Below are 26744 nucleotides of genomic sequence, written 5' to 3'. Positions count from 1 at the left end.
CGGCACACGACAACTCGACCCGAGAACCGACCCGAGAAGCCGACGAGCCAGCAGGATCGACTCAGCACGCTCGAGAGCACCAGGACACGAGGCAGAAATCGATGACTAGCGCGACCTCGCGATCGGAATCCGGCTCGGCCGGAGACACCGGAGCCACGGACGCCTCCGAGGCGTCCCGCAAGTCCTCCCAGCCGAACGGACCCCGTCCGAAGCCCACCCCGCCCGCGGGCACGCCCGTCCGCGTCACCGGCGCCCAGTCGCTCGTACGGGCGCTCGAGGCGGTCGGCTCCGAGGTCGTCTTCGGCATTCCGGGTGGCACGATTCTGCCCGCCTACGACCCGCTTCTCGACTCGACGAAGGTTCGCCACGTGCTCGTGCGGCACGAACAGGCCGCAGGCCACGCCGCAACGGGGTACGCCCAGGCCACCGGCAAGGTCGGCGTGTGCATGGCGACCTCCGGTCCCGGCGCCACCAACCTGGTCACCCCGCTGGCCGACGCCAACATGGACTCGGTGCCGCTGGTGGCGATCACCGGGCAGCAGACGCGCGCACTCATCGGCACGGACGCGTTCCAGGAAGCCGACATCTGCGGCATCACGATGCCGATCACCAAGCACAACTTCCTCGTCACCGACCCGGCCGACATCCCGCGGGTCATCGCGGAGGCGTTCCATCTCGCCGCCACGGGCCGTCCCGGACCGGTGCTGGTCGACATCCCCAAGGACGTGCTGCAGGAGACGACATCGTTCGCGTGGCCGCCGGAGATGACGCTGCCCGGCTACCGGCCCACCCTGCGCCCGCACGGCAAGCAGGTGCGTGAGGCGGCGCGGTTGATCTCGCAGTCGCGCAGGCCGGTGCTGTACGTCGGCGGCGGCGTGCTCAAGGCCGAGGCGTCGGAGGAGCTGGCCGAGCTGGCCGAGCTGACCGGTATCCCCGTCGCGACGACACTGATGGCGCGCGGCGCGTTCCCCGATTCGCACGACCACCACGTGGGCATGCCCGGCATGCACGGCAGCGTGTCCGCCGTCGCCGCCATGCAGCGTGCGGATCTGCTGTTGGCGCTCGGCGCGCGGTTCGACGACCGGGTCACCGGCAGGCTCGACTCGTTCGCGCCCGAGGCCACCGTCGTGCACGCCGACATCGATCCGGCCGAGATCTCCAAGAACCGCAAGGCCGACGTGCCGATCGTGGGCGACTGCAAGGAGATCCTCCGTGAGCTCATCGAAGCCGTGAAGTTCGAGCACGACCGCGGTGACCGTCCCGACCTGACCGCATGGTGGACGCAGATCAACTCGTGGCGTGACACGTTCCCCGCCGGGTACGAGTGGCCCGACGACGGCGCGCTCGCGCCGCAGTACGTCATCGAGCGCATCGGCGCGCTCGTCGGGCCGGACGCCTACTACGCGGCGGGCGTCGGCCAGCACCAGATGTGGGCGGCGCAGTTCATCAAGTACGACAACCCGCGCAGCTGGATCAACTCGGGCGGGCTCGGCACGATGGGCTTCGCCGTGCCCGCGGCGATGGGCGCGCAGTTCGCGCACCCCGGGGCCCAGGTGTGGGCCATCGACGGCGACGGCTGCTTCCAGATGACCAACCAGGAACTGGCCACCTGTGCGCTCGAAGGGGCTCCGATCAAGGTCGCCGTGATCAACAACGGCAACCTGGGCATGGTGCGGCAGTGGCAGAATCTCTTCTACGCCGAGCGCTACTCCAACACCGACCTCGGCACGCACAAGCACCGCATCCCGGACTTCGCGCTCCTCGCCGAGTCGCTCGGCTGTGCGGGCCTGCGGTGTGAGACGGCCGACGAGGTAGACGACGTCATCAAGCAGGCGATGGCGATCGACGACCGCCCTGTCGTGATCGACTTCGTCGTCGGCAAGGATGCTCAGGTGTGGCCGATGGTCGGCCCCGGCGCCAGCAACGACGAGGTGATGGCGGCCCGCGGCATCCGGCCGCTGTTCGACGACGACGATGTCGCCGACGGACCCGCATCCGGTGGGGTCGTCGCCGACAGGGCCGTCACCGACGTGCGAGGGGAGCAGTAAGACTGATGAGCATGCACACGCTGAGCGTCCTGGTGGAGAACGTCCCCGGCGTGCTCGCCCGTGTCTCCGGACTGTTCTCCCGCCGGGGTTTCAACATCGAGTCCCTCGCCGTCGGGCCCACGGAGAACCCCGAGGTGTCCCGGATGACGATCGTCGTCGCCGTCGAGGAGCAACCCCTCGAACAGGTGACCAAGCAGCTCAACAAGCTCGTGAACGTCATCAAGATCGTGGAACTCGACCCGGACAGCTCCGTGCAGCGCGACCTGCTGCTGGTGAAGGTGCGGGCCGATGCCACCGTGCGCAGTCAGGTCCTCGAAACCGTGGAGATGTTCCGCGCGAAGGTGGTCGACGTCTCGCCGGAGGCGGTCACCGTCGAGGCCACCGGCACGCACGACAAACTGAACGCGCTCATGCGCATGCTGGAACCGTACGGTGTGCGCGAGCTCGTGAAATCCGGCATGGTCGCGCTCGGCCGGGGTGCCCGGTCGATCACCGCGAACTCAACCCGATAGAACCTGCGGCCACCGAGCGCCGCCGAGCCCGCGCGTCAGCCGGAAGCTGCGTCGCGGGCACATCACGCGATGGGAAAGGAAGTACCGCCCCTCATGTCAGTCGAAATCTTCTACGACGACGACGCCGATCTCAGCATCATCCAGGGCCGTAAGGTCGCCGTCATCGGGTACGGCAGTCAGGGCCACGCGCACGCGCTGAGCCTGCGCGACTCCGGCGTCGACGTCCGCATCGGCCTGGCCGAGGGTTCGAAGTCGCGCCCCAAGGCCGAGGAGGAGGGCCTGCAGGTCGGCACGGTGTCCGAGGTCTCCGCGTGGGCCGACGTGATCATGATCCTCGCGCCCGACACGAAGCAGCGCGAGATCTACACCGCCGACATCGAGCCGAACCTCAAGGCGGGCGACGCGCTCTTCTTCGGCCACGGCTTCAACATCCGGTACGACCTCATCAAGCCGCCGGCGAACGTGGACGTCGCGATGGTGGCCCCTAAGGGCCCGGGGCACCTGGTGCGCAGGCAGTTCGTCGACGGCAAGGGCGTGCCGTGCCTGATCGCCGTCGAGCAGGACCCGAGCGGTGGCGGCCAGGCCCTCGCGCTGTCGTACGCGGCCGCGATCGGCGGTGCGCGCGCCGGCGTCATCAAGACGACGTTCACCGAGGAGACCGAGACCGACCTGTTCGGTGAGCAGTCGGTCCTCTGCGGCGGCGCGTCGGCGCTCGTGCAGACCGGCTTCGAGGTGCTGACCGAGGCGGGCTACGCCCCGGAGATCGCCTACTTCGAGGTGTTGCACGAGCTCAAGCTGATCGTCGACCTCATGTACGAGGGCGGCATCGCGCGCATGCGCTACTCGATCTCCGACACCGCCGAGTACGGCGACCTCACCCGCGGTCCGCGGGTGATCACGCCTGAGGTGAAGGAAAACATGAAGGCCGTGCTGGCGGAGATCCAGGACGGCACCTTCGCCCGGGAGTGGGTCGGCGAGGACGAGGCGAACCGGCCGAACTTCACCAAGCTGCGCGAGGCCGGCGAGCAGCACCCGATCGAGGAGACCGGCAAGAAGCTGCGCGACCTGATGTCGTGGGTCGACCGCCCGATCACCGAGACGGCCTGATTCATTCGATAGGTCCGTTTTCCGCCGCAGACCCCCAGGACGTGATTCCGCGTCTTGGGGGTTTGTGCTGCTCAGGGCTACCGTGCGGGGTAATGACCGACGGCGTTGACCCTGGCACGCCCTCGGCCGGGGGCCCGGGTGGGACCGCCGGCCCGGGCCGTGCCCAGCAGGCGAAGCAGGATGTGTCGGCCGCGCTGGACCTGGGGTCCGCCGCGTGGACGCGGCTGCGGGACGAGGCGGGCATCGCGCGCGGTCCGGTCGAGTACGCGTTCGTGCGCCACACCGACGGCGTGACGTACGTCGTCCTGCGGTCCGTTCCCGGCGGCGAAGGGCACTCCGGCGAAGGGCACTCCGGCGACGGGAACGCGGGCGACGGGCACGGTGGCGGCGGGAACGCGGGCGACGGGCACGGCGGCGGCGGGCACCACGGCGCGGGGCAGCACGGCGACCGGCACGGTGGCGGCATGGGGCACGACGGTGGCGGACAGGACGGCAGGAGGGCGGCCGGAGACGGGCACGCCTCCCACGGGCAGGCCGTGCTCGTGTTCACCCCGTCGGAATGGGATGCGTTCCTCGCGGGGGTGCGCGACGGCGAGTTCGACCGCCCACCGGAGTGATCGGCGCCGAACCCCCGTGCGCCGCGGCCGAAACCGGTGGGTACGTCGAACGGTCCGCTGCACAGCTCGCCTCGCCGACCCGCTCGTCTCGCCCGATCCGGCCGCGCTGTCCGACCCGGTCGCGCCGTCCGACCCGGGCGGCGCGGAAGTTTCGCACCGCCTTCTGCGAGACGGTGACCGGCCCCGTTACGGCCGTGCGACCGACGCCGCGGCCTTCCGCTCCCGCGTCTCGGAACGATCACGGTGACGACGCGGTGAGACAACGGAGAAAGCCCGGATCGCACGAGCTTCGGGTCGTCGAATTCGAGTGGCCGACTCGCTCCGCGCCGATTCGAGCGACGGGATCCCGCATGGTGACCTGACGAACGAAGTTCTCGTTCGGCCGTCGTGACCAGGGACAACGCGGAGAGAATTGTCCTCGATGGCGCTGATTTGCCGTCCGAGCATTGCGTCTGCGTTAACTCGGGCGGATAGACTCCTTCCGATCGAGGGCACAGTGACGTGACCTCGACCACGTCGACGATCGCCCCGGCTGGCGAGCAGCACCGGGCAGGTCCGTCGGCGAGTGCGGGGCAGGCGCAGGTCGTGACACGCAGTCCGCAGCGGAGCCGAGGCGCACCGCCCGCCGCTCCGGCCTGCGGTACGTGACACCGCGAGAGCGGGCGTGCCTGCCGCACAAGACCAGTGAGTCGAGCTACGGAAAGGCGCAACGTGACCACTTCCACCAAGCCCGTCGTCCTCCTCGCCGAGAAGCTCGCTCCCTCCGCGGTGAGCGTCTTCGGAGACGAGGTCGAGATCCGGCACGTGGACGGAACGGACCGGCCGGCACTGCTCGAGGCGGTGAAGACCGCCGACGCGCTGCTCGTACGGTCCGCGACGCAGGTCGACGCCGAGGTGCTCGACGCCACCAGCTCACTGAAGGTGGTCGCCCGCGCCGGTGTCGGTCTCGACAACGTCGACGTGCCCGCTGCCACCCAGCACGGTGTGCTCGTGGTGAACGCGCCGACGTCGAACATCGTCTCCGCAGCCGAGCACGCCATCGCGCTGCTGCTGTCGGTGCTGCGCCGTGTTCCCGCCGCCGACCAGAGCCTGCAGGGCGGCGAATGGAAGCGCAGCTCCTACACCGGTGTCGAGCTGAACGGCAAGACCGTCGGTGTCGTCGGCTTCGGCAAGATCGGCCAGCTCGTGTCGCAGCGCCTCGGCGCGTTCGACACGAAGCTGCTGGCCTATGACCCGTACGCCTCGGCGGCGCGTGCCAAGCAGTTCGGCGTCGAACTCGTCACCCTCGACGAGCTGCTCGAGCGTGCCGACATCGTCACCGTCCACCTGCCGAAGACGCCCGAGACCAAGGGCCTGATCGACGCGAAGGCGCTGGCGAAGACCAAGAAGGGCGTCATCGTCGTCAACGCCGCGCGTGGCGGCCTGATCGACGAGGACGCGCTGGCAGGCGCCGTGTCGGACGGCCACGTGGGCGGCGCGGGCATCGACGTGTTCGAGTCGGAGCCGGTCACCGAGAGCCCGCTGTTCGGCCTGCCCAACGTCGTGGTCACGCCGCACCTCGGCGCGTCGACGGGGGAGGCGCAGGACCGTGCGGGCACCGACGTCGCCAAGTCCACGCTGCTGGCGCTGCGCGGCGAGTTCGTGCCGGACGCGGTGAACGTCGCGGGCGGTGCGGTCACCGACGAGGTGCGCCCGTACCTGCCGCTGGCGCAGAAGCTCGGCACCGTGCTGTCGGCGTTCAGCGCGAAGGCGCCGCAGTCGGTGTCGGTCGTCGCCTCCGGCGAACTGTCCGGTGAGGACGTCAGCGTGCTGCAGCTGGCGGCGCTGCGGGGCGTGTTCGCGGGCGTCGTCGAGTCGCAGGTGACGTTCGTGAACGCGCCGCGGCTGGCCGAGGAACTGGGCGTGCAGGTGTCGGTCAGCACGGAGCCGGAGAGCCAGAGCTACCGCAGCCAGCTGACGGTGCGCGCGGTGCAGGACGACGGCACGGCGCACACGGTGTCGGGCTCGGTCACCGGCAAGGACGAGGTGCAGAAGCTGATCGAGATCGACGGCAGGCACTTCGACATCCGGGCCGAGGGCAACATGCTCCTCATGGAGTACCCCGACAAGCCGGGCATCATGGGCCGGGTCGGCACCGTGCTGGGCGAGGCCGGCGTCAACATCGACGCCGCGCAGATCAGCCAGACCACCGACCGTTCCGACTCGGTGATGCTGCTGCGGGTGGACCGCCCCGTCGACCCGGCACTGCTCGACCCGATCGGCGCCGCCGTGTCGGCGCGCAAGATCCGGTCGATCTCGTTCCTGTGACCACGGTCGTCGGACACCAGGTACAAACCATCACATTCAGGTAAAACGCTACGAACGGCGCTATTGGGTGACGCCCCCAGTGGTGTTGGCTGGCTGACCATCGATTGTCAACCTCCCGACCCATTGGGGGCGCCCCCATATGAACCGCTGGCGAGCACGTCTGCTCGCGATCTGTTCGACCGTCCTGCTGGCCGTCACGTTCGCGGCAGGCGGGGCGTCGGCGCAGGACGCAGCGCGTATCGAACCCTTGCCGACCGCCTCGGCAGACGACCTCGACCCGGGTCGCGCCGATGGCGGCATTTCCCCGCCGTTGGCCGAATCGCAGGGCCGCACCGCGGCCTTCGTCGAGGTGAAGAAGCGGTCCGCGGTCGACGCGTTCAACGACGAGAAGGGCAAGGGCACGAACGCCGCCGCGAAGGCGGCGAAACGTGCCAGGTCCGCCGCGCTGGGCGCCGTCGACACGGTCGTCGGCAATCTCAGGGCCTCCGACGGCAGCACGACGGTGCTGGCACGCACGGCCAACGCGATCGCCGGTGCGGTCGTCGCGGCCGACGCGGAGCGCCTGCGTGAGCTGGCCGGCCGCGACGACGTCGTGTCCGTGAAGCCGATCGTGCCGAAGAAGCACCAGAACGCCGGTGCCGATCAGCTGACCAAGGCCATCAACGTCTGGCAGCAGACCGGCCACTACGGCGAGGGCGTCAAGGTCGGTGTCATCGACAGCGGTATCGACTACACGCACGCCACGTTCGGCGGGCCGGGGACGAAGGACGCCTACGAATCGGTCGACCCGACGAAGGAGGCCCCGGAGCTGTTCCCGTCGGCGAAGGTCGCGGGCGGCACGGACCTCGTCGGCGACGACTACGACGCGTCGGGCGAGAACGGCTCGGAGACCCCGAAGCCGGACCCGAACCCGTTGCCGTGCATGGATCACGGCACGCACGTGGCCGGTACCGCGGCGGGCTACGGCGTCGAGGCCGACGGATCGACATTCAGCGGTGACTACTCGAAGCTCGACGGCGACGCGCTGATGGACATGAAGGTCGCGCCGGGCAGCGCACCGAAGGCCGAGCTGTACGACATCAAGGTGTTCGGCTGCGCCGGCTCGACGGCCGTCATGGCGGAGGCGATGGACTGGACGCTCGACCCGAACGGCGATGGTGACTTCTCCGACAAGCTCGACGTCGTCAACATGTCGGTCGGCAGTGATTACGGCGCGCCGGACGATCCGGAGGCCGACTTCGTGCGCAAGCTCGTCGCCAACGACGTGCTGCCGGTGATGTCGGCGGGCAACGGCGGCGACCTGTACGACATCGGCGGCAGCCCCGGCAACACGCCCGAGGGCCTGGGCGTGGCGAGCATTCGTGACTCCTACGTGTTGCGCGACGCCGTCGAGGTGGCTGCACCGTCCGATGTGGCCGGAAAGGTCGCAGGCCAGTTCAGCCTCCACTACGCCGATTACGACTCGCTCGACATCACGAAGCCGGTCGTGGCGCTCTCCGGCGACAACGCCGACGGTTGCGCGGAGTTCTCCGAGTCCGACGCGGCCGCGGTGAAGGACAAGATCGCCTGGCTCGAGTGGGACGACAACGACGAGACGCGGCAGTGCGGTTCGGGCGCCCGCGCGGACCATGCCACGGCGGCCGGTGCCGCCGGCGTCGTGTTCACCTCCGGGGTGCAGAACTTCGGCGCGGCCATCGCGGGCAACGAGGACGTTCCGGTCTTCCAGTTGACCGGTGAGGCCACGGAGAACCTGCGTCCTGCCCTCGACGCGGGCACCCTCGAGGTCACCATGACCGGTGATGGCCGCACGTCGCTTCCCACCGAGGACGAGTCCATCGAGGACACCCCGAGTTCGTTCACCTCGCGCGGGGTGCGCGGCCCCGCGGTCAAACCGGACCTGGCATCGCCCGGCGACACGATCGCCTCGGCCCTGATGGGTGGCGGGGACGCCGCCACGGTCATGTCGGGCACGTCGATGGCCTCGCCGCATGCGGCGGGCATCACGGCGCTGGTGTGGGAGGCCAACCCGGATTGGAACGCCACCGAGGTCAAGAACTCGGTCATGAACACCGCGGCCCACGAGGTGACCTCCGAGGGCACCGTCGTCGGGCCGCAGCGGGTCGGTGCGGGCCGTGTCGACGCGCGGGCCGCGATCGACAACGACGTCATGGCCTACTCGCTGCACGACCGCAAGGCCGTCAGTGTGTCGTTCGGCGTGCTGGAGGTTAGCCAACCGACCGTGAAGCGCGAGGTGGTCCGTATCGTCAACAAGGGTGACGAGACCAAGCGGTACTCGCTGCGCTATGCGGCCTCGTCCACCGTCCCGGGGGTGAGCTACGAACTCTCGTCCGAGTCGGTGACCGTGCCGGCCCGCGGCAGCGCCGACGTGGCCGTGAAGCTGCGGATCGACCCGGCGGCGATGCGCAAGACGATCGATCCGACACTGGAGCGCAACCAGCTCGACGTGCCGCGGCAGTTCGTCGCCGAGGCCGCGGGGCGCATGGTGCTCGAGCCCCAGGGCCAGGGTGCGACGCTGCGGCTCCCGGTGCACGCAGCGCCGAAGCCGGTGGCGAAACTGCACCACTCCCGGAACATCGCCTTCCGGGGCGGGTCCGACACCGCGGACGTGCGGGTACTGGGTCGCGGCCTGGACCAGGGTTCCGGCAGTGAGGCCTACCGGTCGTTGATGAGCATCATGGAGCTGCACGCCCGGTCGCCGAAGCTGCCGCCCTGCCTCGGCGAGCAGACGAGCGGCTGTGCGGTCAACGAGACCGCCGAGGGCGGCGACCTGCGCCACGTCGGTGCCACGTCGGTGGGCGAGGGCGACGGTGCGATGCTCGCGTTCGGACTGTCCACATGGGGCAACTGGTCGAGTCTCGGCGGGCACACGATCCCGTACGTCCACACCGACACCGACGGCGACGGTGAGGCCGACTACGAGACGTACGCCATGCCGATGCCGTCCACTGACGTACTTGTCGCCCAGACCGTTCGGTTGTCCGACGGTTCCACTGTGGACCTGCAGCCGGTCAACGGGCAGTTCGGTGACGTCGACACCAACACGTTCGACAGCAACGTCGCGGTGCTGCCGGTGTCGCTGGGTGCGCTGGGGATCGACCCGTCGGACGACTCGCACGAGATCAGCTACACGGTCGGCGTCTCCGGCTTCTACGGCGACCCGGAGACGGGCGATGTGGACAGGATCGACGAGCCGATCGCATTTGATCCGCTGAACCCGGCCTACACCGTCGCGGGCGCCGACGGTGCCGCTGCGCTGTCGTACGTGGCCGGTCGCGGTGACCGGTTCACGGTGACGCGCAACCCGGACTCGGCGGACTCGGCCGAGGGACTGCTGGTGCTGAACCACCACAACGCCTCCGGCAGGCGCGCCTCGGCGGTCGGCATCCACGAGCTCGACCACCGGCCGGTGTCGACCAACGACGGCTGAGCGGGCGAGGCGGGCTCGCTGCGGGTCATGCCGATCGCGTGACCAGGTGTGCCCGGGACCCTCGCGCGGGGTCCCGGGCACACCTGTGAGACCACCGGACGGGGGACCCGCGACGGTGGCGCATGGGCCGTTGGGGTGGTCGCGGGTCGACAGTTCGTCGACGCCCGGTAACCTGCCGTCGCTGGCTTTGGATGCGAATGGGGTACCCGCGGTCGATGGGACCCGGTCTGACGGAGGTGTGTGGATGCGGCTCGCTGTGATCCCGGGTGATGGGATCGGGCCCGAAGTGGTCTCCGAAGCGATCAAGGTCCTCGGGGAGGTCGTCCCGAACGCCGAGACGACCAGCTACGACCTCGGTGCGTCCCGCTGGCACTCGACGGGTGAACTGCTGCCCGAGTCGGTGCTGGGCGAACTCGCCGAGCACGACGCGATCCTGCTGGGCGCGGTCGGCGATCCGAGTGTGCCGAGCGGCATTCTCGAGCGCGGCCTGCTGCTGCGGCTTCGGTTCGAGCTCGATCACCACGTCAATCTCCGCCCCGGCCGTCTGTACCCCGGCGTGCAGGGCCCGTTGGGGGACCCGGGCGAGATCGACATGATCGTCGTCCGTGAGGGCACCGAGGGCCCGTACGCCGGCAACGGCGGTCTGCTCCGCAAGGACACCGAGCACGAGATCGCGACGGAGGTCAGCCTGAACACGGCCTTCGGCATCCGCCGGGTCGTGTCGGACGCCTTCCGCCGGGCGAACGAGCGCCCGCGCAAGCACCTCACGCTCGTGCACAAGACCAACGTGCTGGAGTACTCCGGGTCGTTGTGGTCGCGGATCGTGGAAGAGGTCTCGCTCGAGTACCCCGAGGTGTCGGTGGCGTACTCGCACGTGGACGCGGCCACGATCCACATGGTCACCGACCCGAGCCGGTTCGACGTGATCGTCACCGACAACCTCTTCGGCGACATCATCACCGACCTGGCGGCCGCCGTGACCGGCGGTATCGGCCTCGCGGCCAGCGGCAACCTCGACATCTCGGGCCGTAACCCGAGCATGTTCGAGCCGGTGCACGGCAGCGCGCCCGACATCGCCGGGCAGAACGTGGCCGACCCGACCGCCACGGTGCTGTCGGTGTCGCTGCTGCTCGACCACCTCGGCGAGAAGGAAGCCGCCCGCCGCATCGAGGCGTCGGTCGCCTTCGACCTCGCGACGCGCGACCAGGCCTCGCCGGGGACGACGACGGCGATCGGTGACCGTCTCGCGGCGCTGGTGTCGTCCAACGCGGCGCCGCGTCCGGCGCTCTGAGCAGCGCCACCGAGACCTGACAGGCGCCCCGGCCGTAACGGCCGGGGCGCCTGTCGCATGTTCGGGCCCGCCTGCGGCCTATCGCCTGCGGTATCCGCCGCCACGACGGGACGGTCGACGAGAGGGACTCGGAGTGGCCGGAAACGCGGCCAGAGCTGCCGTGACGCTGTGGCCGACGTGAAATGGGGGACGGCGTGAAATGGGGGACGGCTACGAGTCCGGGATGTGGGAGCGGAGACCAGTGGTTGGACTCGCTCGCATGTGGTGTGGCATGATTCGGCCCATGGACACGTTTCGCGTGATCATTATTGGCAGGCGCGCCGGGTAAGTGCCCCGTAGGAGCACCCGGCGCGCAGACCTCTCGCATCCACCGCGGGGGGTCTTTTTTGTGGCCGCTTCCGGTCGCGCGTCATCGCCCGCCGCCCGCCGGCCATCCCACAGTTGTTCGCACACCGCGACGAGGAGACGAACCCGTGACCCGCACGGAACCCGCAGGCACCCCGCTCGGCGACGATTTCCACCTGTACGACACGACGCTGCGCGACGGTGCGCAGCGCGAGGGCATTTCGTACTCGGTCGCCGACAAGCTCGCCGTGGCACGGCACCTCGACGAGCTGGGCGTCGGGTTCATCGAGGGCGGCTGGCCCGGCGCGATGCCGAAGGACACCGAGTTCTTCGCTCGTGCCGCGGCGGGGGAACTGCAGCTCAAGCACGCCGCGCTCGTCGCGTTCGGATCGACTCGGCGTTCCGGTGTGGCTGCCGGTGACGACCCGCAGGTCCGCGCACTGCTGGATTCGCAGGCGCCGGTCGTCACGCTCGTGGCCAAATCGGACGTCCGGCACATCGAGCGTGCGTTGCGAGTGGACGTCGACGAGGCGTGCGCGATGGTCGCCGACACGGTCGAGTTCCTGACCGGCGAGGGCAGGCGGGTGTTCCTCGACGCGGAGCACTTCTTCGACGGCTACGCCTACGATCCGGACACCGCCCTGCGCGTGCTGGACGCCGCGGGATCGGCCGGCGCCGACGTCGTCGTCCTGTGTGACACCAACGGGGGACAGTTGCCGCTGGGGCTGGCCGACACGGTGCGCGAGGTGCGCGAGCGCACCGGGCTGCGCATCGGCATCCACTGTCAGGACGACACCTCGTGCGCCGTGGCCAACAGCATCGCCGCGGTGCAGGCGGGCGCGACCCACGTGCAGTGCACCGCCAACGGTTACGGCGAACGGGCGGGCAACGCCGACCTGTTCGCCGTCACCGGCAACCTCGTGGCCAAGCTCGGCATGGACGTCCTGCCTTCCGGGGGAGCGGCCGAGCTGACCCGCGTCTCCCACGCATTGGCAGAGATCGCGAACATCGCACCCGACACCCACCAGGCCTACGTCGGGTCGTCGGCCTTCGCTCACAAGGCGGGGCTGCACGCGAGCGCGATCAAAGTGGACCCGTTGCTGTACAACCACATCGACCCCGCGCTGGTCGGCAACGACATGCGCGTGCTCGTCACGGAGATGGCGGGCAAGGCGAGCCTCGAGCTCAAGGGGCAGGAACTCGGTGTGGACCTCGCGGGCAATCCCCGTGCACTCAGCAACACGGTCCACAAGGTGAAGGACCTCGAGGCGGGCGGCTGGTCGTTCGAAGCGGCCGACGCCTCGCTGGAACTGCTGATGCGGCGGGAGATCGCGGGCTCGGACGGACAGGAACCCGTGGGCCCACCGTTCGAGCTCGAGTCGTACCGCGTGGTGCTCGACCACCGCACCGACGGCGAGATCGTGTCCGAGGCGACGGTGAAGGTCCACGTCGCGGGGGAGCGGGTCATCGCGACGGCCGAGGGCAACGGCCCCGTAAACGCGCTCGACGCCGCCCTGCGCAAGGCGCTGCAACCGCATCTGGCGTGGTTGGACGAGATGTCGCTGTCCGACTACAAGGTGCGCATCCTGGTCAACCGCCAGGGCACCGGTGCGGTCACCCGCGTGCTCGTCGAATCGTCCGACCGCGAACGCGAATGGACGACCGTCGGTGTGCACGAGAACATCGTCGAAGCCAGCTGGCTGGCGCTGTGCGACGCGCTCGCCCACAAGGCGATGCGGGTGACCCCCGACCGGTCGTCCTGACCCGGAGCCGCCTGCTGGCGCGCCCTTGTCCCCAGGGGCACGTTGGTCGCATCCAATGCAGTCGTGAGGCCGCGTGTCGACGAGGGTGGTGGCCGGGAGACGGGTGGGCGCAGAACACGCGGGGCCCGCCCGTCACCCACCGCCGCCCAAACGGAGACGCTCCGCGCCACTGTTTAAGCCCACCCGTCGCCCACCACCACCCAACACGAGGCGCTCCGCGCCGCAGGTAGGATTCCAGCGTGCGTTTGGCTCGGATTGCTCACCCGGAAGGAGTCGCCTTCGTCTCGGTGGACGGAGACGGCGACAGCGACGACACGATGGTCTCGGAGATCGCCGACCATCCGTTCGGTAAGCCGAACTACACCGGCAGGAAGTGGCCGCTGGCCGACACCCGCCTGCTCTCGCCGATCCTGCCGACGAAGGTGATCGCCGTCGGCCGCAACTACGCCGATCACGCCCGGGAGATGGGCAACGAGGTCCCGGCCGAGCCGATGATCTTCCTCAAGCCGTCGACGACCGTCATCGGGCCGAACGCGCCCATCCGCAGGCCGAAGCAGTCCGAGCAGGTCGACTTCGAGGGCGAACTCGCCGTCATCATCGGCCAGCCCGTGAAGAACGTCCCCGCGGCGCAGGCGGCGCAGGCCGTGCTCGGCTACACGGTCGCCAACGACGTCAGCGCCCGCGACTTCCAGCGCTCGGACGGGCAGTGGGGCCGCGCCAAGGGATTCGACACGTTCTGCCCGATCGGACCGTGGATCGAGACCGCGCTCGACCCGGCCGACCTGGCCATCCGCACCACGGTCGACGGCGAGACCAAACAGGACTCGCGCACCTCGGAGCTCGTCCACAAGATCCCCGAGCTGATCGAGTTCGTCTCGTCGGTGATGACGTTGCTGCCGGGCGACACGATCCTCACCGGAACTCCCGCCGGTGTCGGCCCCATCGTCGCCGGTCAGGAGGTGTCGGTGACCATCGACGGGATCGGCACCCTGACCAATCCCGTCGAGGACGCCTGATTCACGGCCTTCTGCGGGCGAACTCCGGCGCCTGCTCGGGCCGGAGCCCGATACCGACGAGGTAGGCGGGCACGAGCGACAGTGCCGGAACCCTGCGCAGCAGCCGCTGGACGGGTTTCGGCGGGCCCAGCCGCCTGCCTTCCACGACCGGAGCGGCCACCATCCGGTGCATCAGCCGTTGCAGCGTCTGCACCGCCGCCGTCGGCAGCAGCCTGCGCTTGCGCACTGCGGCCAGGTCGGCGGCCGTCGGCGTGCCACGCCGCAGCGGCCCGGCCAGCAGTCTCGCGGCGGCCACCGCGTCCTGCACGGCCAGATTGATGCCGACCCCGCCGATCGGTGACATCGCGTGCGCGGCGTCACCGATGCACAGCAGCCCCTCCGTGTGCCACCGGGGCAGCCGGTTGAGCCGCACGTCGAGGTGTTTGACGTCGTCCATCGACGTCAGGTCGCCGACCCGGTGCGAGAGGTGCGGCAGGACCTCCGCGATGTCGCGTCGGAACGCTTCGACGCCGCGCCTGCGCAGGTCGCCGTCGGTGCCTTTGCGGCCGAGGTAGGCGAGCTGGTGGAAGCCCTCGCGCGGGATGTCGAGGACGAACCGGCCGCTGCGCATCGTGGGCGACAGCGCGGCGGTCGTGTCGTCGGGATCGCGGCCGAGCCGGAACCACCAGACGTCGAAGGGCACCGGCCATTCCTTCGGCGTCAGCCCGACCTCGCGCCGGGCGAACGACCAGCGGCCGTCGGCGGCCACGGTCAGGTCGGCGCGCAGCTCTCCCTCACCGTCCTGCCCGCGGTAGCGCACGCCCACGACCCGGCCCTCCTGCCGGAGGAGTCCGGTGACCTCCGTGTTCATGCGCAGGGTGAACGTCGGTTCGTCGGCACCGGCCTTCGCGAGCAGGTTCAGCAGGTCCCACTGCGGCGTGAGCGCGATGTACGGGTGTCGCGTCCAGCGGGCCAGCCTGCGCAGATCGCCCACCACCACCGACGTGCCGTCCGCGGCGGGGAAGGCGATCTCGTGCAGTCGGGTCTGCGGCAGGGTCGCGAACTCCTCGCCGAGTCCGAGTTCGTCGAGCAGCGTCTGCGTCGACGGGTGCACGGTGTCGCCGCGGAAGTCGCGAAGGAAATCGCCGTGCTTCTCCAGCACCGTCACCTCGATGCCCGCCCGGGCGAGCAGCAGTCCGAGCACCATGCCGGCGGGCCCGCCACCGGCGATGACGCAGTTCGTCCGTGCGGTCATCACGACCACCTCGTTTCCTCGTCGACGTTCGCTCACCGGAGCTCGCCCTTCCGGGGTCGCCCGCGGGGTCCGCTCCCGGCTCCGCTCGTGGCCGTCGCTGCCGGCCATCGCTCCCGGTCATCGCTCCCGGTCATTGCCCCCGGTCTTTTATTCAACGATCGTTGAATAGTTTCAGCATGCGCTCGCGGGCGGCCGAAGTCAACAGCGCTACGCTGGGTGGGCTATGACTGAGAACAAGCCTGCCGCCGTTCGTGCTCGCTTCTGCCCGTCGCCCACCGGTACGCCCCACGTGGGCCTGATCCGCACCGCGCTGTTCAACTGGGCGTTCGCCCGGCACAACGGCGGAAAGCTCGTGTTCCGCATCGAGGACACCGACGCCTCGCGCGACAGCGAGGAGTCGTACACGGCGCTGCTCGACGCCCTGCAGTGGCTCGGGATCGACTGGGACGAGGGTCCCGGTGTCGGCGGCGAGTACGGCCCGTACCGGCAGAGCGAACGCGCCGACATCTACCGCGACGTCGCCGCCAAGCTCCTCGAGGCGGGCGAGCTGTACGAGGCGTTCTCCACCGGCGAGGAGGCCGCGCAACGGCGCAAGGACGCCGGGCAGGACCCGCAGCTCGGCTACGACAACTACGACCGCGACCTCACCGAGGAGCAGAAGCAGGCCTTCCGCGCCGAGGGTCGCGAACCGGTGTTGCGCCTGCGGATGCCGGACGAGGACCTGTCCTGGAACGACCTCGTGCGCGGCGAGATCGAGTTCAAGGCGGGCACCATCCCCGACCCGGTGCTGGTGCGCGGCAACGGAGCGCCGCTCTACACGCTGACCAACCCCGTCGACGACGCGCTGATGCGCATCACCCACGTGCTGCGCGGCGAGGACCTGCTCCCGTCGACGCCGAGGCAGATCGCGCTGTACCGGGCGCTGCAGCGGGTGGGCGTCGCCGAGTTCGTCCCCGAGTTCGGCCACATGCCGTACGTCATGGGCGAGGGCAACAAGAAACTGTCCAAACGAGACCCGCAGTCGAACCTGTTCAACTACCGGGACCGTGGTTTCATCCCCGAGGGGCTGCTGAACTACCTGGCGCTGCTCGGCTGGTCGATCGCCGACGACCGCGACATCTTCACCGTCGACGAGCTCATCGAGGCGTTCGAGATCACCAAGGTCAGCGCCAACCCCGCACGGTTCGACCTCAAGAAGGCCGAGTCGATCAACGGCAACCACGTGCGAACGCTGAGCCACGACGATTTCGTCGCGCGCGTCACGCCGTACCTCGTCGACGCGGGCGTGCTGCCGGCGCAGGCGCCGGAGGACCAGCAGGCGAAGCTCGCCGCGATCGCACCGCTCGTGCAGGAACGTGTCGCGGTGCTGTCCGAGGCGTGCGATCTGCTGCGGTTCCTGTTCGTCGACGAGGCCGAGTTCGCCCCCGAGGAGGCAGCCGCCACGAAGGCGCTCGGCCCGGACTCCGAACCGGCGCTGCGTGCGGCCATCGAGGCCCTGGAGGGACTCTCGACGTGGGCCGCGGCCGACATCGAGCAGGCGCTCAAGGATGCGCTCGTGGAAGGGCTGGGGCTCAAGCCGCGCAAGGCTTTCACGCCCGTGCGCGTCGCTGTGACCGGACGCACGGTGTCACCACCGCTCTACGAATCGATGGAATTGCTCGGCCGTGACGTGTCACTCGGACGGCTGCGCCGGGCGTTGCCGGGCAACTGAGCGTAGGCGAGCTGGACCGAAACAGACTCGGCCATATCACCTCGTCAGCAGAGTCGGTCCGGCGCAAAAACCCCTAGCCTCGCGTGAGTGGCTTTTGCGCTTGGCTCCCCGACAGCTCCGCATTCCGTCGCCGACGCCGATCGCGACGACGTCGACGTCTGGGCACCGCCCGAACTCCGGGCCGTGTGCCTGGACATCGACGACACGCTGATCGACTTCACGGCGACGGGCAAGCGCACGCTCGCCACCCTGACCGGACGCGCCGACATCTGGGACGAATGGGAACGCGTCACCGACGAGCACGTCGCACGCGTCGTCGCGGGTGAACTCGACTACGCCGACATGCATGCGCGCCGCAGCCATGCGTTCCTGCGCGGACTCGGCATGGACGTCGACCTCGCCGACGCGGCAGTGTTCGAAACCCGTCGCAAAGCGCTGCTGAACCGCTCCTGGCGGCTCTTCGACGACGTCGTGCCGTGTCTCGAATGGCTCGCCGCCGCGGGCGTGCAACTGGCCGCCGTGACGAACGCCTCCGGCGCCCATCAACGCGACAAACTCGCCGCACTCGGTCTGGCCCGGTTCTTCGACCACGTCGCCATCGCGGGCGAACTCGGTGTCGCCAAGCCCGATCCCGCGATGTTCCAGTCCGTGTGCCTCCAGCTCGGGTGCGACCCCCGCGAAGCCGTGCACCTCGGGGACAAACTCACCACCGACGCCATCGGCGCGCGTGACGCCGGTCTCACCGGAATCTGGCTCCATCGAGACCCCGACGGGGCGGCCGGAAGTGGGGCAGAGGTCTCCGCCGACACCGACGACGCCGTCCGCGGTGCAGCACCCGCCGACGTCCCCGTCCTCACCACGCTCGCCGCACTGCCCGAGCTGTTGGTGTCCGAGTTCGTCCGCGTCGGCGTCCCGGCGCCCCGCTGACGGCCACTCAGGCCGCAATACCTGCGGCAATGGGCCCGCCGCCGCCGAAACGGGCCCCGGCTGCAAGCGGCCACAGAGCGTGGTCTATGCTTTCTTCAACAACGCGATACGGACCGGGTAGGAACCTGGCGAACGGCAGTCCGCCGGCCGACTTGGACGAAGTATCCGTTGGGGTATGGTGTAATCGGCAGCACGACTGATTCTGGTTCAGTTAGTCTAGGTTCGAGTCCTGGTACCCCAGCTGAGAAGCGAACAAGCCGCTCTGGTAAGTTCTCTTCCAACATAAAAGAACATGCCCCCGTCGTCTAGCGGCCTAGGACGCCGGCCTCTCACGCCGGTAGCGTGGGTTCGAATCCCATCGGGGGTACAAGAAAAACGGAAAAGCCCTATCTGCGGAAAGCGCAGATAGGGCTTTTCTCGTTGTGTCTTGTGGGGGCGCAGCCCCCACGCCCCGAGCCCGGCGGGCTTCGCCCCCGGACCCCCTGCCTGTGGTTGCTCGGCGTTCGTGTGTTGCGTGGGGTGGGTGGGTCCGGCCGTGCTCGCTGCGCTCGCCGGCCTCGCCGGCCTGGGTGGGGAGGGGCGTCGACCTCGCTGCGCGTGGGTCGACGGTTCGCTGGCGCTCACCGCGATGCTGTGGGTGCGAGTGTGGAGTGATGGTTCGCCGTTGCTCGCTGGCGCTCGCTCGGCTTCTCGGGGTGAGGGTAAGGCGTGGGCCGTTGTCTCGGCGCCCTTGCTCGCTGCGCTCGCTCGGCTGGTGCCGGTTTCGGGGCGTGGGGCGGTTTCAGGCGTGTCCTTCGCCGCGGGTTTCTTGGCGTGGGCGGTCGTCATGGCGCCGTTGCTCGCCGGCGCTCGCTCGGCCGGTGCGGGTTTCGGGGGAGTGTGGGGCCGGGGGCTCCGTTGCGCTGAGTCGTGCTCGGGGAGCGGCGCTGGCGAAAGCCGGGCGCGGCCTCGGGGTTGAGGAGTCAGAGGCGTTCCTGGAGGCCTTCCGCCGCGTCGAGGAGATCGCTGGCCCACCGGGCGCCGGGCTTGCGGCCGATCCGGTCCACCGGACCCGACACCGACACCGCCGCCACGACGGCACCCGACGAATCCCGCACCGGCGCCGAGACGCTCGCCACCCCGGGCTCCCGCTCGGCGACACTCTGCGCCCAGCCGCGACGCCGAACCTCCAGCAGCGTCCGCTCCCCGAACACCGCATCCGAGAGAATCGCCTGCTGCGTATGGGCATCCGCCCACGCCGTCAGCACCTTCGCCCCGGATCCGGCCGTCATCGGCAGCCGCGAGCCCACCGGCACCGTGTCGCGCAGCCCGCTCGGCGGTTCCGCCGATGCCACGCACACCCGCTGCACCCCGTCGCGGCGGTACACCTGCACGCTCTCGCCCGTCATGTCCCGCAATTTGGGCAACACGACCGCCGCCGCGTCCAGTAGCGGATCCGCCGTTCCTCCGGACAGTTCCGCCAGGGCCGCCCCGGGACGCCAGCGGCCGTCGGGTCCGCGCCGCAGTAGCCGATGCACCTCGAGTCCCACTGCCAAGCGGTGGGCCGTCGCCCGCGGCAACCCTGTCTCGGCGCACAACTCTGCCAAGCCGCACGGCTGCTGCGCCGCCGCCTGCAAGACGGCGATGGCTTTGTCCAAGACACCGATACCGCTCTGCTGAGCCTCAGAGTTATGCTGTCCCACACAGCGATACTACAATCCCGAAGTCTGGGACGTCCACCATTTGGGACGGTTCGGGCGATCACAGTCCGGCCGGCCACCACATTTCCCAATGACGGCGGTCCCAGCGACCACAGTTCCCAGCGACATTCATGGAGGAGCCCTGATGGCGGAGAAACGGGGCCGCACACTCGCCGAAAAGGTGTGGGACGAGCACACGGTACGCCGCGGCGAAGGCGCCGAGCCCGACGTGCTTTTCATCGACCTGCATCTGGTGCACGAGGTCACCAGCCCACAGGCGTTCGACGGCCTTCGTCTCGCCGGCCGTCAGGTGCGCAGGCCCGACCTGACGATCGCCACCGAGGACCACAACGTACCCACGGTGGACATCGAACTGCCGATCGCCGACCCGGTGTCCAAGACCCAGGTCGACACCCTGCGCAAGAACTGCGAGGAGTTCGGCGTCCGGCTGCACCCCATGGGTGACGCCGAACAAGGCATCGTCCACGTGATCGGCCCGCAGCTCGGCCTGACCCAGCCCGGCATGACCGTGGTGTGCGGCGACAGTCACACGTCGACCCACGGAGCCTTCGGTGCGATGGCCTTCGGTATCGGCACTTCGGAGGTCGAACACGTCCTCGCGACGCAGACGCTGCCGCTGCGGCCCTTCAAGACGATGGCGATCAACGTCGAAGGCACGCTGCGGCCCGGCGTCACGGCCAAGGACATCATCCTCGCGGTCATCGCGAAGATCGGCACCGGCGGTGGTCAGGGCTACGTGCTCGAGTACCGCGGCAGCGCCATCGAATCGCTGTCGATGGAAGCCCGCATGACGATCTGCAACATGTCCATCGAGGCGGGCGCCCGCGCGGGCATGATCGCGCCCGACGAGACCACCTTCGAATACCTCAAGGGGCGCCCGCACGCCCCGCAGGGCGAGCAGTGGGACGAGGCCGTCGCCGCGTGGCGTGGCCTGCGCACCGACGCCGACGCCGAGTTCGACGCCGAGGTCACCATCGACGCCGACACGTTGACCCCGTTCGTGACCTGGGGCACGAACCCGGGCCAGGGGCTTCCGCTGGGCGAGAAGGTGCCGGACCCGGAGCAGCTGGGCGACGAGAGCGCCAAGTTCGCCGCCGAGAAGGCCCTGTCCTATATGGATCTCGAGCCGGGAACGCCGCTGCGGGAGATCGCGGTGGACACGGTGTTCCTCGGCTCCTGCACCAACGGCCGGATCGAGGACCTGCGTGCCGCCGCGGACGTGCTGCGGGGCAAGAAGGTCGCCGACAGTGTGCGCATGCTGGTGGTCCCCGGCTCGATGCGCGTGCGGAAGACGGCCGAGGAAGAGGGCCTCGACAAGGTATTCATCGACGCGGGGGCCGAATGGCGCCAGGCGGGCTGCTCGATGTGCCTGGGCATGAACCCGGATCAGCTCAAGCCGGGCGAGCGCAGCGCCTCGACCTCCAACCGCAACTTCGAAGGCAGGCAGGGTAAGGGCGGCCGGACGCACCTCGTCTCGCCGCTCGTGGCGGCGGCCACAGCCGTGCGCGGCACGCTGTCGTCCCCGGAAGACCTCTGACTCACCCCCGCTTCACACCGATCGCATAGACGACCGATCGCTCAGGCAGGAGACCCTGATGGAACCGATCACCGAGCACACCGGCATCGGCGTGCCGCTGCGCAGGTCCAACGTGGACACCGACCAGATCATCCCCGCCGTCTACCTCAAGCGTGTGAGCCGCACCGGCTTCGAGGACGGCCTGTTCGCCGCCTGGCGCGGTGACGAGGACTTCATCCTCAACGTCGAGCCGTTCGACCGGGGCACCGTGCTCGTCGCCGGGCCCGATTTCGGCACCGGCTCCTCGCGGGAGCACGCCGTGTGGGCGCTGATGAACTACGGCTTCCGCGTCGTCATCTCGTCCCGCTTCGCCGACATCTTCCGCGGCAATGCGGGCAAGCAGGGCCTCGTGGCCGCGCAGTGCTCGCCCGACGACGTCGAACTGCTGTGGAAGATCCTCGAGAACGAGCCCGGCACCACGGTCACTGTGGACCTTGCGGAGAAGACCGTGCGGGCCAAGGACTTCAGTGCCCCCTTCGAGATCGACGACTACACGCGCTGGCGGCTGATGGAGGGACTCGACGACATCGCCCTCACACTGCGCCACGCCGACGACATCGCCGAGTTCGAACGCACCCGGCCGGCCCACAAGCCCGTGACGCTTCCGGCCGCGCAGCCGGAGTAGGCAGCCCGCCTCCCTGGAGAACCTCGAAGATTCCCTGTTCAGCAAGGGAATCCGGCCCGGCCCACCGGCCGGCATCCGACACCAGACGGCCAGCCCGAGAACCGGGGTCGATCGCCGCTCATCGGCGGCGATCGCCCATCCGGTAAGGGAAAAATCCGCGTGCCGTTTGGAAATTGTGCTGCGTAGGTAATACCGTGTGCGCATGTCGGCCGGTGTGGCCGGGTAACACGTAGTTCTTCATGGAGGACTGGAATGGCCAACAAGGCCCAACTCATCGAGGCGCTCGGCGAGCGCCTGGGCGACAAGAAGGTCGCCACGCAGGCCGTCGACAATCTCGTCGACATCATCATTCGGACGGTCAACAAGGGCGAAAAGGTGAACATCACCGGTTTCGGTGTGTTCGAGAAGCGCGCCCGCGCCGCCCGCACCGCGCGGAACCCGCGTACCGGCGAGACCGTCCGCGTGAAGAAGACCAACGTCCCGGCCTTCCGCGCGGGCACCACGTTCAAGGATGTGGTGAGCGGCACGAAGAAGCTGCCGAAGGCCACGAAGGCCAAGCCGGTGTCCGGTACCACCGCGCGTGGCACCACCGCCCGTGCCACGACCTCCACGGCCTCGTCCACGCGCAGCACGACCACCCGTTCGCGCGCGACGACGGCGACCCGTGCCACGGCCACGAAGTCGGCTCCGAAGACCGCGACCAAGTCGACGGCTTCGAAGACGGCGTCGAAGTCGACGGCGACGAAGGCCGCCCCGAAGACGGCTGCCAAGTCCACGGCGTCGAAGTCGACCGCGAGCAAGGCGACGGCCGCGAAGTCCACCGCGGCGAAGTCCACGGCCGCCAAGTCGACGGCTTCGAAGTCCACCGCCGCCAAGTCCACCGCGGCGAAGTCCACGGCCAAGAGCACCACCAAGGCCGCTCCGAAGACGGCGTCGAAGTCGACGGCGACGAAGGCCGCCCCGAAGACGGCCGCGAAGTCCACGGCGTCGAAGTCGACCACGAAGGCCGCTCCGAAGACGGCTACCAAGACGACCAAGGCGGCAGCCACGCCGGCGAAGACCACTGCCAAGGCGTCGACGACGAAGAAGACGGCCGCCAAGAAGAAGTGAGCCGGCCTGCCGGTTCACGTGGCGCCGGCCGCGCCGCGCGCAGACGGGCCCCGCACCACATCAGCGGTGCGGGGCCCGTCGCTGCTCACGGCCCGGCCGCAACGCTGCGACCGCGGTGCCGCCGGAGACGGCCTGGGACCGCGGTGAGCCGGTTCCCGGCGGGATCGGGCAGCGGTACCCATTTTCCGGCGGCGAGTGGTTCTCAGGCGCTAGTGGTTGCTAGACGGCGAGTGGCGCGGCCAGCGCGTTCGACAGATAGCCGGCTGCGACGAGACGTCCGACACGGTCGAACGTGAGCTGCCACACCGAACCCTTCTTCGCCGCGACACCGTCCGGTTTGGTCCGGGGCAACGCCACACCGCCGCGGTCGGCGAGCGTGGCGACCACGTGCGGGATCACTCCGCCCTGGCTGCACACGACCGGAGTCCCACCTTCGACCGCGATCTCCACGATGCGCTGCACCGCCCGCCCGGGATCGGCCGCGAAGTTGCGCTCCGAGAGTGCGTCGTCGTGCGCCACCTCGGTGCCGAGGTCCTCGGCGACACCCTTGACGGTCTGCACACAGCGCAGCAGGGGAGCGGACAAGACCCGGTCGGGGGCGAACGTGGCCAGAATCGGTTGCAGGGCTCGCGCCTGACGTTCCCCCGCATCGCTCAGCGGCCGCAGGTCGTCGTCGCCGGTCCACGTCTCGCGTTTGCCCGCCTTGGCGTGCCGCACGAGCAGCATCGACGTGACCTGCTGGGGCAGGGCGGCGAACCGCTCGACCACGTCGCTGTCCGAATCGTAGGTCAACAGCTGGGCCGCGTCGTCCGGTGCGGCCCAGCGCAGTTCGTCGACTTCCCCGTTCGCTTCGAATACGCCCTCTCCGGCGCGCGCACTGAAGTAGTCGACCGCTTTCCTGCCGCGCGCGATGCGGTATTCGACACGTTTCAGGAATGCGCCGAGGACGGCGGAGAAGCCCGTTTCCTCCCTGAGTTCCCGCACCGCGGCCACGGGGGCGGTTTCCCCCGGGTCGAGATGTCCTTTCGGTAGTGACCAGTCGTCGTAGCGCGGCCGGTGGACGACCGCGATCTCGACGCCAGGGGCCCCGTCAGCGGCAGGGCGCCAAAGCACCGCCCCAGCAGCGTGGGCGGCGATGTGATCTGCGGCCTCGGTGGTAGTGCTCACCCTGTTGCTCCGTGCTTGCGTAACGTTTCGAGTTGATGGTCGCGGACCTCGGACGAATCGGCAGGGGAGGGGTGCCATTCGCCCGTCGACGCGAGGATCCAGCACCGAGTGTGCGGGTCCATCGTGGAGCTGAGGATCTCGTCCAGCTCCGCGGTCAGCTTCGGGTTGTGAACCTCCACGAGCGCTTCGATGCGGCGGTCGAGGTTGCGGTGCATCATGTCGGCACTGCCGATCCAGTACGACCCGGTGGCGCGGAAGTGGAAGATCCGCGAGTGTTCGAGGAACCGGCCGAGGATCGAGCGCACCGTGATGTTCTCGCTCAACCCGGGTACGCCGGGCTTGAGCGTGCAGATGCCGCGCACGATGACCTCGACGGGCACACCGGCCTGGGACGCGCGGTACAGCCCGTCGACGACCTGTTCGTCGACGAGCGAGTTGCACTTGAGGCGGATGCCGGCCTCGTGGCCCTGCCTGGCGAGCTCGATCTCCCTGGCGACGTGGTCGAGGATGCCGCGCCGGATGCCGTTCGGCGAGGTGAGGATGTTGCGGTATGTCGCCTGGTGCGAATAGCCGGTGAGGACGTTGAACAGATCCGTCAGGTCGGCGCCGATCGCCGGATCCGCGGTGAACAGGCCGAGATCCTCATAGTGGCGCGCGGTCTTCGGGTTGTAGTTGCCCGTGCCGATGTGGCAGTAGCGGCGGATCGTCGACCCTTCCTGCCGCACGACCAGCGCGACCTTGCAGTGCGTCTTGAGTCCGACGAGCCCGTAGACCACGTGCACACCCGAACGTTCGAGGGTGCGCGCCCACGTGATGTTGGCCTGTTCGTCGAAGCGGGCCTTGATCTCGACGAGCGCGACGACCTGTTTGCCCGCCTCGGCGGCGTCGATGAGCGCGTCGACGATCGGCGAGTCACCGGAGGTGCGGTACAGCGTCTGCTTGATCGCCAGCACCTTGTCGTCGGCGGCGGCCTGCTCGATGAACCGCTGCACGCTCGTCGAGAACGAGTCGTACGGGTGGTGCACGAGCACGTCGCCGTCCCGCAGGGTCGAGAACACGCTCTTGGGCGTCTCCCGTTCCCCGAACGACGGTGGCGTGGCGGGGACGAAGGGACGGTCCTTGAGCTCCTGCCGGTCCAGCGACAGCAACTGGGTCAGGCACGACAGGTCCAGCAGCCCGGGAACCTCCACGACGTCCCGCGGGTCGACCTCGAGTTCGCGCAGCAGGAGCTCGAGCATGTGCTCGCTCATGTCCCGCGAGACCTCGAGCCGCACCGGCGGGCCGAACCGACGCTGCGCGAGTTCCCGCTCTAGCGCCTGCAGCAGATCCTCGTCCCGGTCCTCCTCGACCTCGAAGTCGGCGTTGCGGGTGACGCGGAACGCGTGGTGCTCGATGACCTCCATACCGGAGAACAGCTCGCCCAAGTGGGCGGCGATCAACTCCTCCAAGGGCAGGAAGGTGGCGGTGCGGCTGTCACGCTGCGGCTCGGTGCGGACCAACCGGGGGACGTTGTTCGGCACCTTCACCCGCGCGAACCGTTCGGTGCCCTCCTCGGGATCGCGCACCGTGACGGCGAGGTTGAGCGAGAGCCCCGAGATGTACGGGAACGGGTGCGCGGGGTCGACCGCGAGCGGGGTGAGCACCGGGAAGATCTGCTCCCGGAAGTAGCGTGAGAGCCGCTCGTGGTCCGAATCGTCCAAACCGGACCACGACACGATGTGGACGCCCTCCGCCGCCAGCGCGGGGCGTACCTGCTCCTCGAAGGCGGCGTTGTGCCGCCCGACGAGCTCCTGGTTGCGCTTGGCGATGTGGGAGAGCTGCTCCCGCGGCGTCAGCCCGTCCGCACTGCGTACGGACAGGCCGGTCTCGTCCCTGCGTTTCAGGCCCGCCACCCGGACCATGTAGAACTCATCCAAATTGGACGAGAAGATGGCGAGGAACTTCGTCCGTTCCAGCAGCGGCTGGGACTCGTCCTCGGCCAGCGCGAGCACCCGCGCGTTGAAGTCCTGCCACGAGAGCTCGCGGTTGAAGTATCGGTTGTCGGGCAGCTCGTCCGGGCTGCGGTCGACCGCGGTCGCCGCTGGCAGGGCGGCGGGCAGGGCGTGGTTGGTGGCGTCGGCGACGTTCGCTTCCGGCGGCGGCTCGGTGGTCACCCGCCTCGCGTCCGGAGAGCTCGCGGCGGGCGGGGTGCTCTCGTCGTGGGTCACGCACGCATTGTCCACCACCACCCGGCTCGATGG

17 protein-coding genes, 2 tRNA genes and 1 pseudogene are annotated in these 26744 nt (G+C 69.4%); 16 read left to right on the top strand and 4 right to left on the bottom strand.

All coding sequences use genetic code 11. The features are described from left to right. The first annotated feature begins 101 nt into the window (after positions 1–101). The 9 genes and pseudogenes from FB384_RS01990 (at position 102) to FB384_RS01950 (ending at position 14454) form a co-directional block, all read left to right on the top strand. Positions 102–2048: an acetolactate synthase large subunit gene (locus FB384_RS01990; protein ID WP_183778595.1), complete on the top strand. Its 1947-nt coding sequence runs from the start codon at positions 102–104 to the stop codon at positions 2046–2048. 5 nt (positions 2049–2053) lie between these two features. Next, positions 2054–2560, top strand: a complete 507-nt coding sequence (gene ilvN / locus FB384_RS01985) for an acetolactate synthase small subunit (protein ID WP_183778593.1) — start codon at positions 2054–2056, stop codon at positions 2558–2560. Positions 2561–2653: 93 nt separating this feature from the next. Further along, the gene (ilvC, locus tag FB384_RS01980; protein WP_183778591.1) at positions 2654–3667 is read left to right on the top strand and encodes a ketol-acid reductoisomerase; all 1014 of its coding nucleotides are present in this window, start codon (positions 2654–2656) and stop codon (positions 3665–3667) included. Between the two features lie 533 nt (positions 3668–4200). After that, positions 4201–4284 (top strand): annotated as a pseudogene (locus FB384_RS26430) (DUF397 domain-containing protein); the annotation flags it as partial. Positions 4285–4995: 711 nt separating this feature from the next. Next, positions 4996–6591, top strand: a complete 1596-nt coding sequence (gene serA / locus FB384_RS01970; protein WP_183778588.1) for a phosphoglycerate dehydrogenase — start codon at positions 4996–4998, stop codon at positions 6589–6591. Positions 6592–6730: 139 nt separating this feature from the next. Continuing rightward, on the top strand, positions 6731–10039 hold the full coding sequence (locus tag FB384_RS01965; protein ID WP_221212613.1) for a S8 family serine peptidase: 3309 nt from the start codon (positions 6731–6733) through the stop codon (positions 10037–10039). A 244-nt stretch (positions 10040–10283) separates the two neighbouring features. After that, complete coding sequence (locus tag FB384_RS01960; protein WP_183778586.1) at positions 10284–11330, top strand: 3-isopropylmalate dehydrogenase; 1047 nt, start codon at positions 10284–10286, stop codon at positions 11328–11330. Between the two features lie 473 nt (positions 11331–11803). Continuing rightward, the gene (gene cimA, locus FB384_RS01955; protein ID WP_183778584.1) at positions 11804–13438 is read left to right on the top strand and encodes a citramalate synthase; all 1635 of its coding nucleotides are present in this window, start codon (positions 11804–11806) and stop codon (positions 13436–13438) included. A 239-nt stretch (positions 13439–13677) separates the two neighbouring features. Beyond that, a complete protein-coding gene (locus FB384_RS01950; protein ID WP_183778582.1) occupies positions 13678–14454 on the top strand; it encodes a fumarylacetoacetate hydrolase family protein in 777 nt (258 codons plus the stop codon). Between the two features lies 1 nt (position 14455). On the opposite strand, the gene FB384_RS01945 is transcribed toward FB384_RS01950, so the two are convergent. Then, positions 14456–15688 carry an FAD-dependent oxidoreductase gene (locus tag FB384_RS01945; RefSeq protein ID WP_183778580.1) on the bottom strand — a complete coding sequence of 411 codons (1233 nt, stop codon included), beginning with the start codon at positions 15686–15688 and terminating at the stop codon, positions 14456–14458. 223 nt (positions 15689–15911) lie between these two features. Between FB384_RS01945 and gltX the strand changes: the two genes are divergently transcribed. From gltX to FB384_RS01925, 4 genes are all read left to right on the top strand, one after another. After that, on the top strand, positions 15912–17399 hold the full coding sequence (gltX, locus tag FB384_RS01940; protein ID WP_183778578.1) for a glutamate--tRNA ligase: 1488 nt from the start codon (positions 15912–15914) through the stop codon (positions 17397–17399). An 87-nt stretch (positions 17400–17486) separates the two neighbouring features. Continuing rightward, the gene (locus FB384_RS01935) at positions 17487–18326 is read left to right on the top strand and encodes an HAD family hydrolase (protein WP_407676056.1); all 840 of its coding nucleotides are present in this window, start codon (positions 17487–17489) and stop codon (positions 18324–18326) included. Between the two features lie 169 nt (positions 18327–18495). After that, positions 18496–18567: transfer RNA gene (locus FB384_RS01930), tRNA-Gln, on the top strand. A gap of 53 nt (positions 18568–18620) precedes the next feature. Then, a tRNA-Glu gene (locus tag FB384_RS01925) sits at positions 18621–18693 on the top strand. 595 nt (positions 18694–19288) lie between these two features. On the opposite strand, the gene FB384_RS01920 is transcribed toward FB384_RS01925, so the two are convergent. Continuing rightward, complete coding sequence (locus FB384_RS01920) at positions 19289–20008, bottom strand: IclR family transcriptional regulator (RefSeq protein WP_183778576.1); 720 nt, start codon at positions 20006–20008, stop codon at positions 19289–19291. Positions 20009–20150: 142 nt separating this feature from the next. On the opposite strand from FB384_RS01920, the gene leuC reads away from it, so the two are divergent. The 3 genes from leuC to FB384_RS01905 all read left to right on the top strand — a co-directional run bounded on the left by leuC (position 20151) and on the right by FB384_RS01905 (position 23337). Continuing rightward, positions 20151–21563, top strand: a complete 1413-nt coding sequence (gene leuC, locus FB384_RS01915; RefSeq protein WP_183778574.1) for a 3-isopropylmalate dehydratase large subunit — start codon at positions 20151–20153, stop codon at positions 21561–21563. Positions 21564–21621: 58 nt separating this feature from the next. Further along, entirely contained in the window at positions 21622–22227 is a 606-nt protein-coding gene (leuD, locus tag FB384_RS01910) for a 3-isopropylmalate dehydratase small subunit (protein WP_183778572.1), read from the top strand. 252 nt (positions 22228–22479) lie between these two features. Then, on the top strand, positions 22480–23337 hold the full coding sequence (locus FB384_RS01905; protein WP_183778571.1) for an HU family DNA-binding protein: 858 nt from the start codon (positions 22480–22482) through the stop codon (positions 23335–23337). A 219-nt stretch (positions 23338–23556) separates the two neighbouring features. On the opposite strand, the gene FB384_RS01900 is transcribed toward FB384_RS01905, so the two are convergent. Continuing rightward, positions 23557–24504: an NUDIX hydrolase gene (locus FB384_RS01900; RefSeq protein ID WP_323985094.1), complete on the bottom strand. Its 948-nt coding sequence runs from the start codon at positions 24502–24504 to the stop codon at positions 23557–23559. After that, entirely contained in the window at positions 24501–26711 is a 2211-nt protein-coding gene (locus tag FB384_RS01895) for an RNA degradosome polyphosphate kinase (protein ID WP_372497691.1), read from the bottom strand. The genes FB384_RS01900 and FB384_RS01895 overlap by 4 nt, the downstream gene beginning before the upstream one ends. Positions 26712–26744 lie beyond the last annotated feature (33 nt).

The organism is Prauserella sediminis (assembly GCF_014195435.1).
Classification (GTDB): domain Bacteria; phylum Actinomycetota; class Actinomycetes; order Mycobacteriales; family Pseudonocardiaceae; genus Prauserella; species Prauserella salsuginis.
Note: the sequence above shows the minus strand (reverse complement) of the source record. Positions and strands in the feature narration are given on the sequence as shown.

Coding starts and splice junctions, on each gene's coding strand:
- leuC (WP_183778574.1), top strand. CDS start 20,151: ATGGCGGAGAAACGGGGCCGCACACTCGCCGAAAAGGTGTGGGACGAG.
- leuD (WP_183778572.1), top strand. CDS start 21,622: ATGGAACCGATCACCGAGCACACCGGCATCGGCGTGCCGCTGCGCAGG.
- FB384_RS01945 (WP_183778580.1), bottom strand. CDS start 15,688: ATGACCGCACGGACGAACTGCGTCATCGCCGGTGGCGGGCCCGCCGGC.
- gltX (WP_183778578.1), top strand. CDS start 15,912: ATGACTGAGAACAAGCCTGCCGCCGTTCGTGCTCGCTTCTGCCCGTCG.
- ilvN (WP_183778593.1), top strand. CDS start 2,054: ATGAGCATGCACACGCTGAGCGTCCTGGTGGAGAACGTCCCCGGCGTG.
- FB384_RS01960 (WP_183778586.1), top strand. CDS start 10,284: ATGCGGCTCGCTGTGATCCCGGGTGATGGGATCGGGCCCGAAGTGGTC.
- FB384_RS01905 (WP_183778571.1), top strand. CDS start 22,480: ATGGCCAACAAGGCCCAACTCATCGAGGCGCTCGGCGAGCGCCTGGGC.
- ilvC (WP_183778591.1), top strand. CDS start 2,654: ATGTCAGTCGAAATCTTCTACGACGACGACGCCGATCTCAGCATCATC.
- FB384_RS01990 (WP_183778595.1), top strand. CDS start 102: ATGACTAGCGCGACCTCGCGATCGGAATCCGGCTCGGCCGGAGACACC.
- FB384_RS01965 (WP_221212613.1), top strand. CDS start 6,731: ATGAACCGCTGGCGAGCACGTCTGCTCGCGATCTGTTCGACCGTCCTG.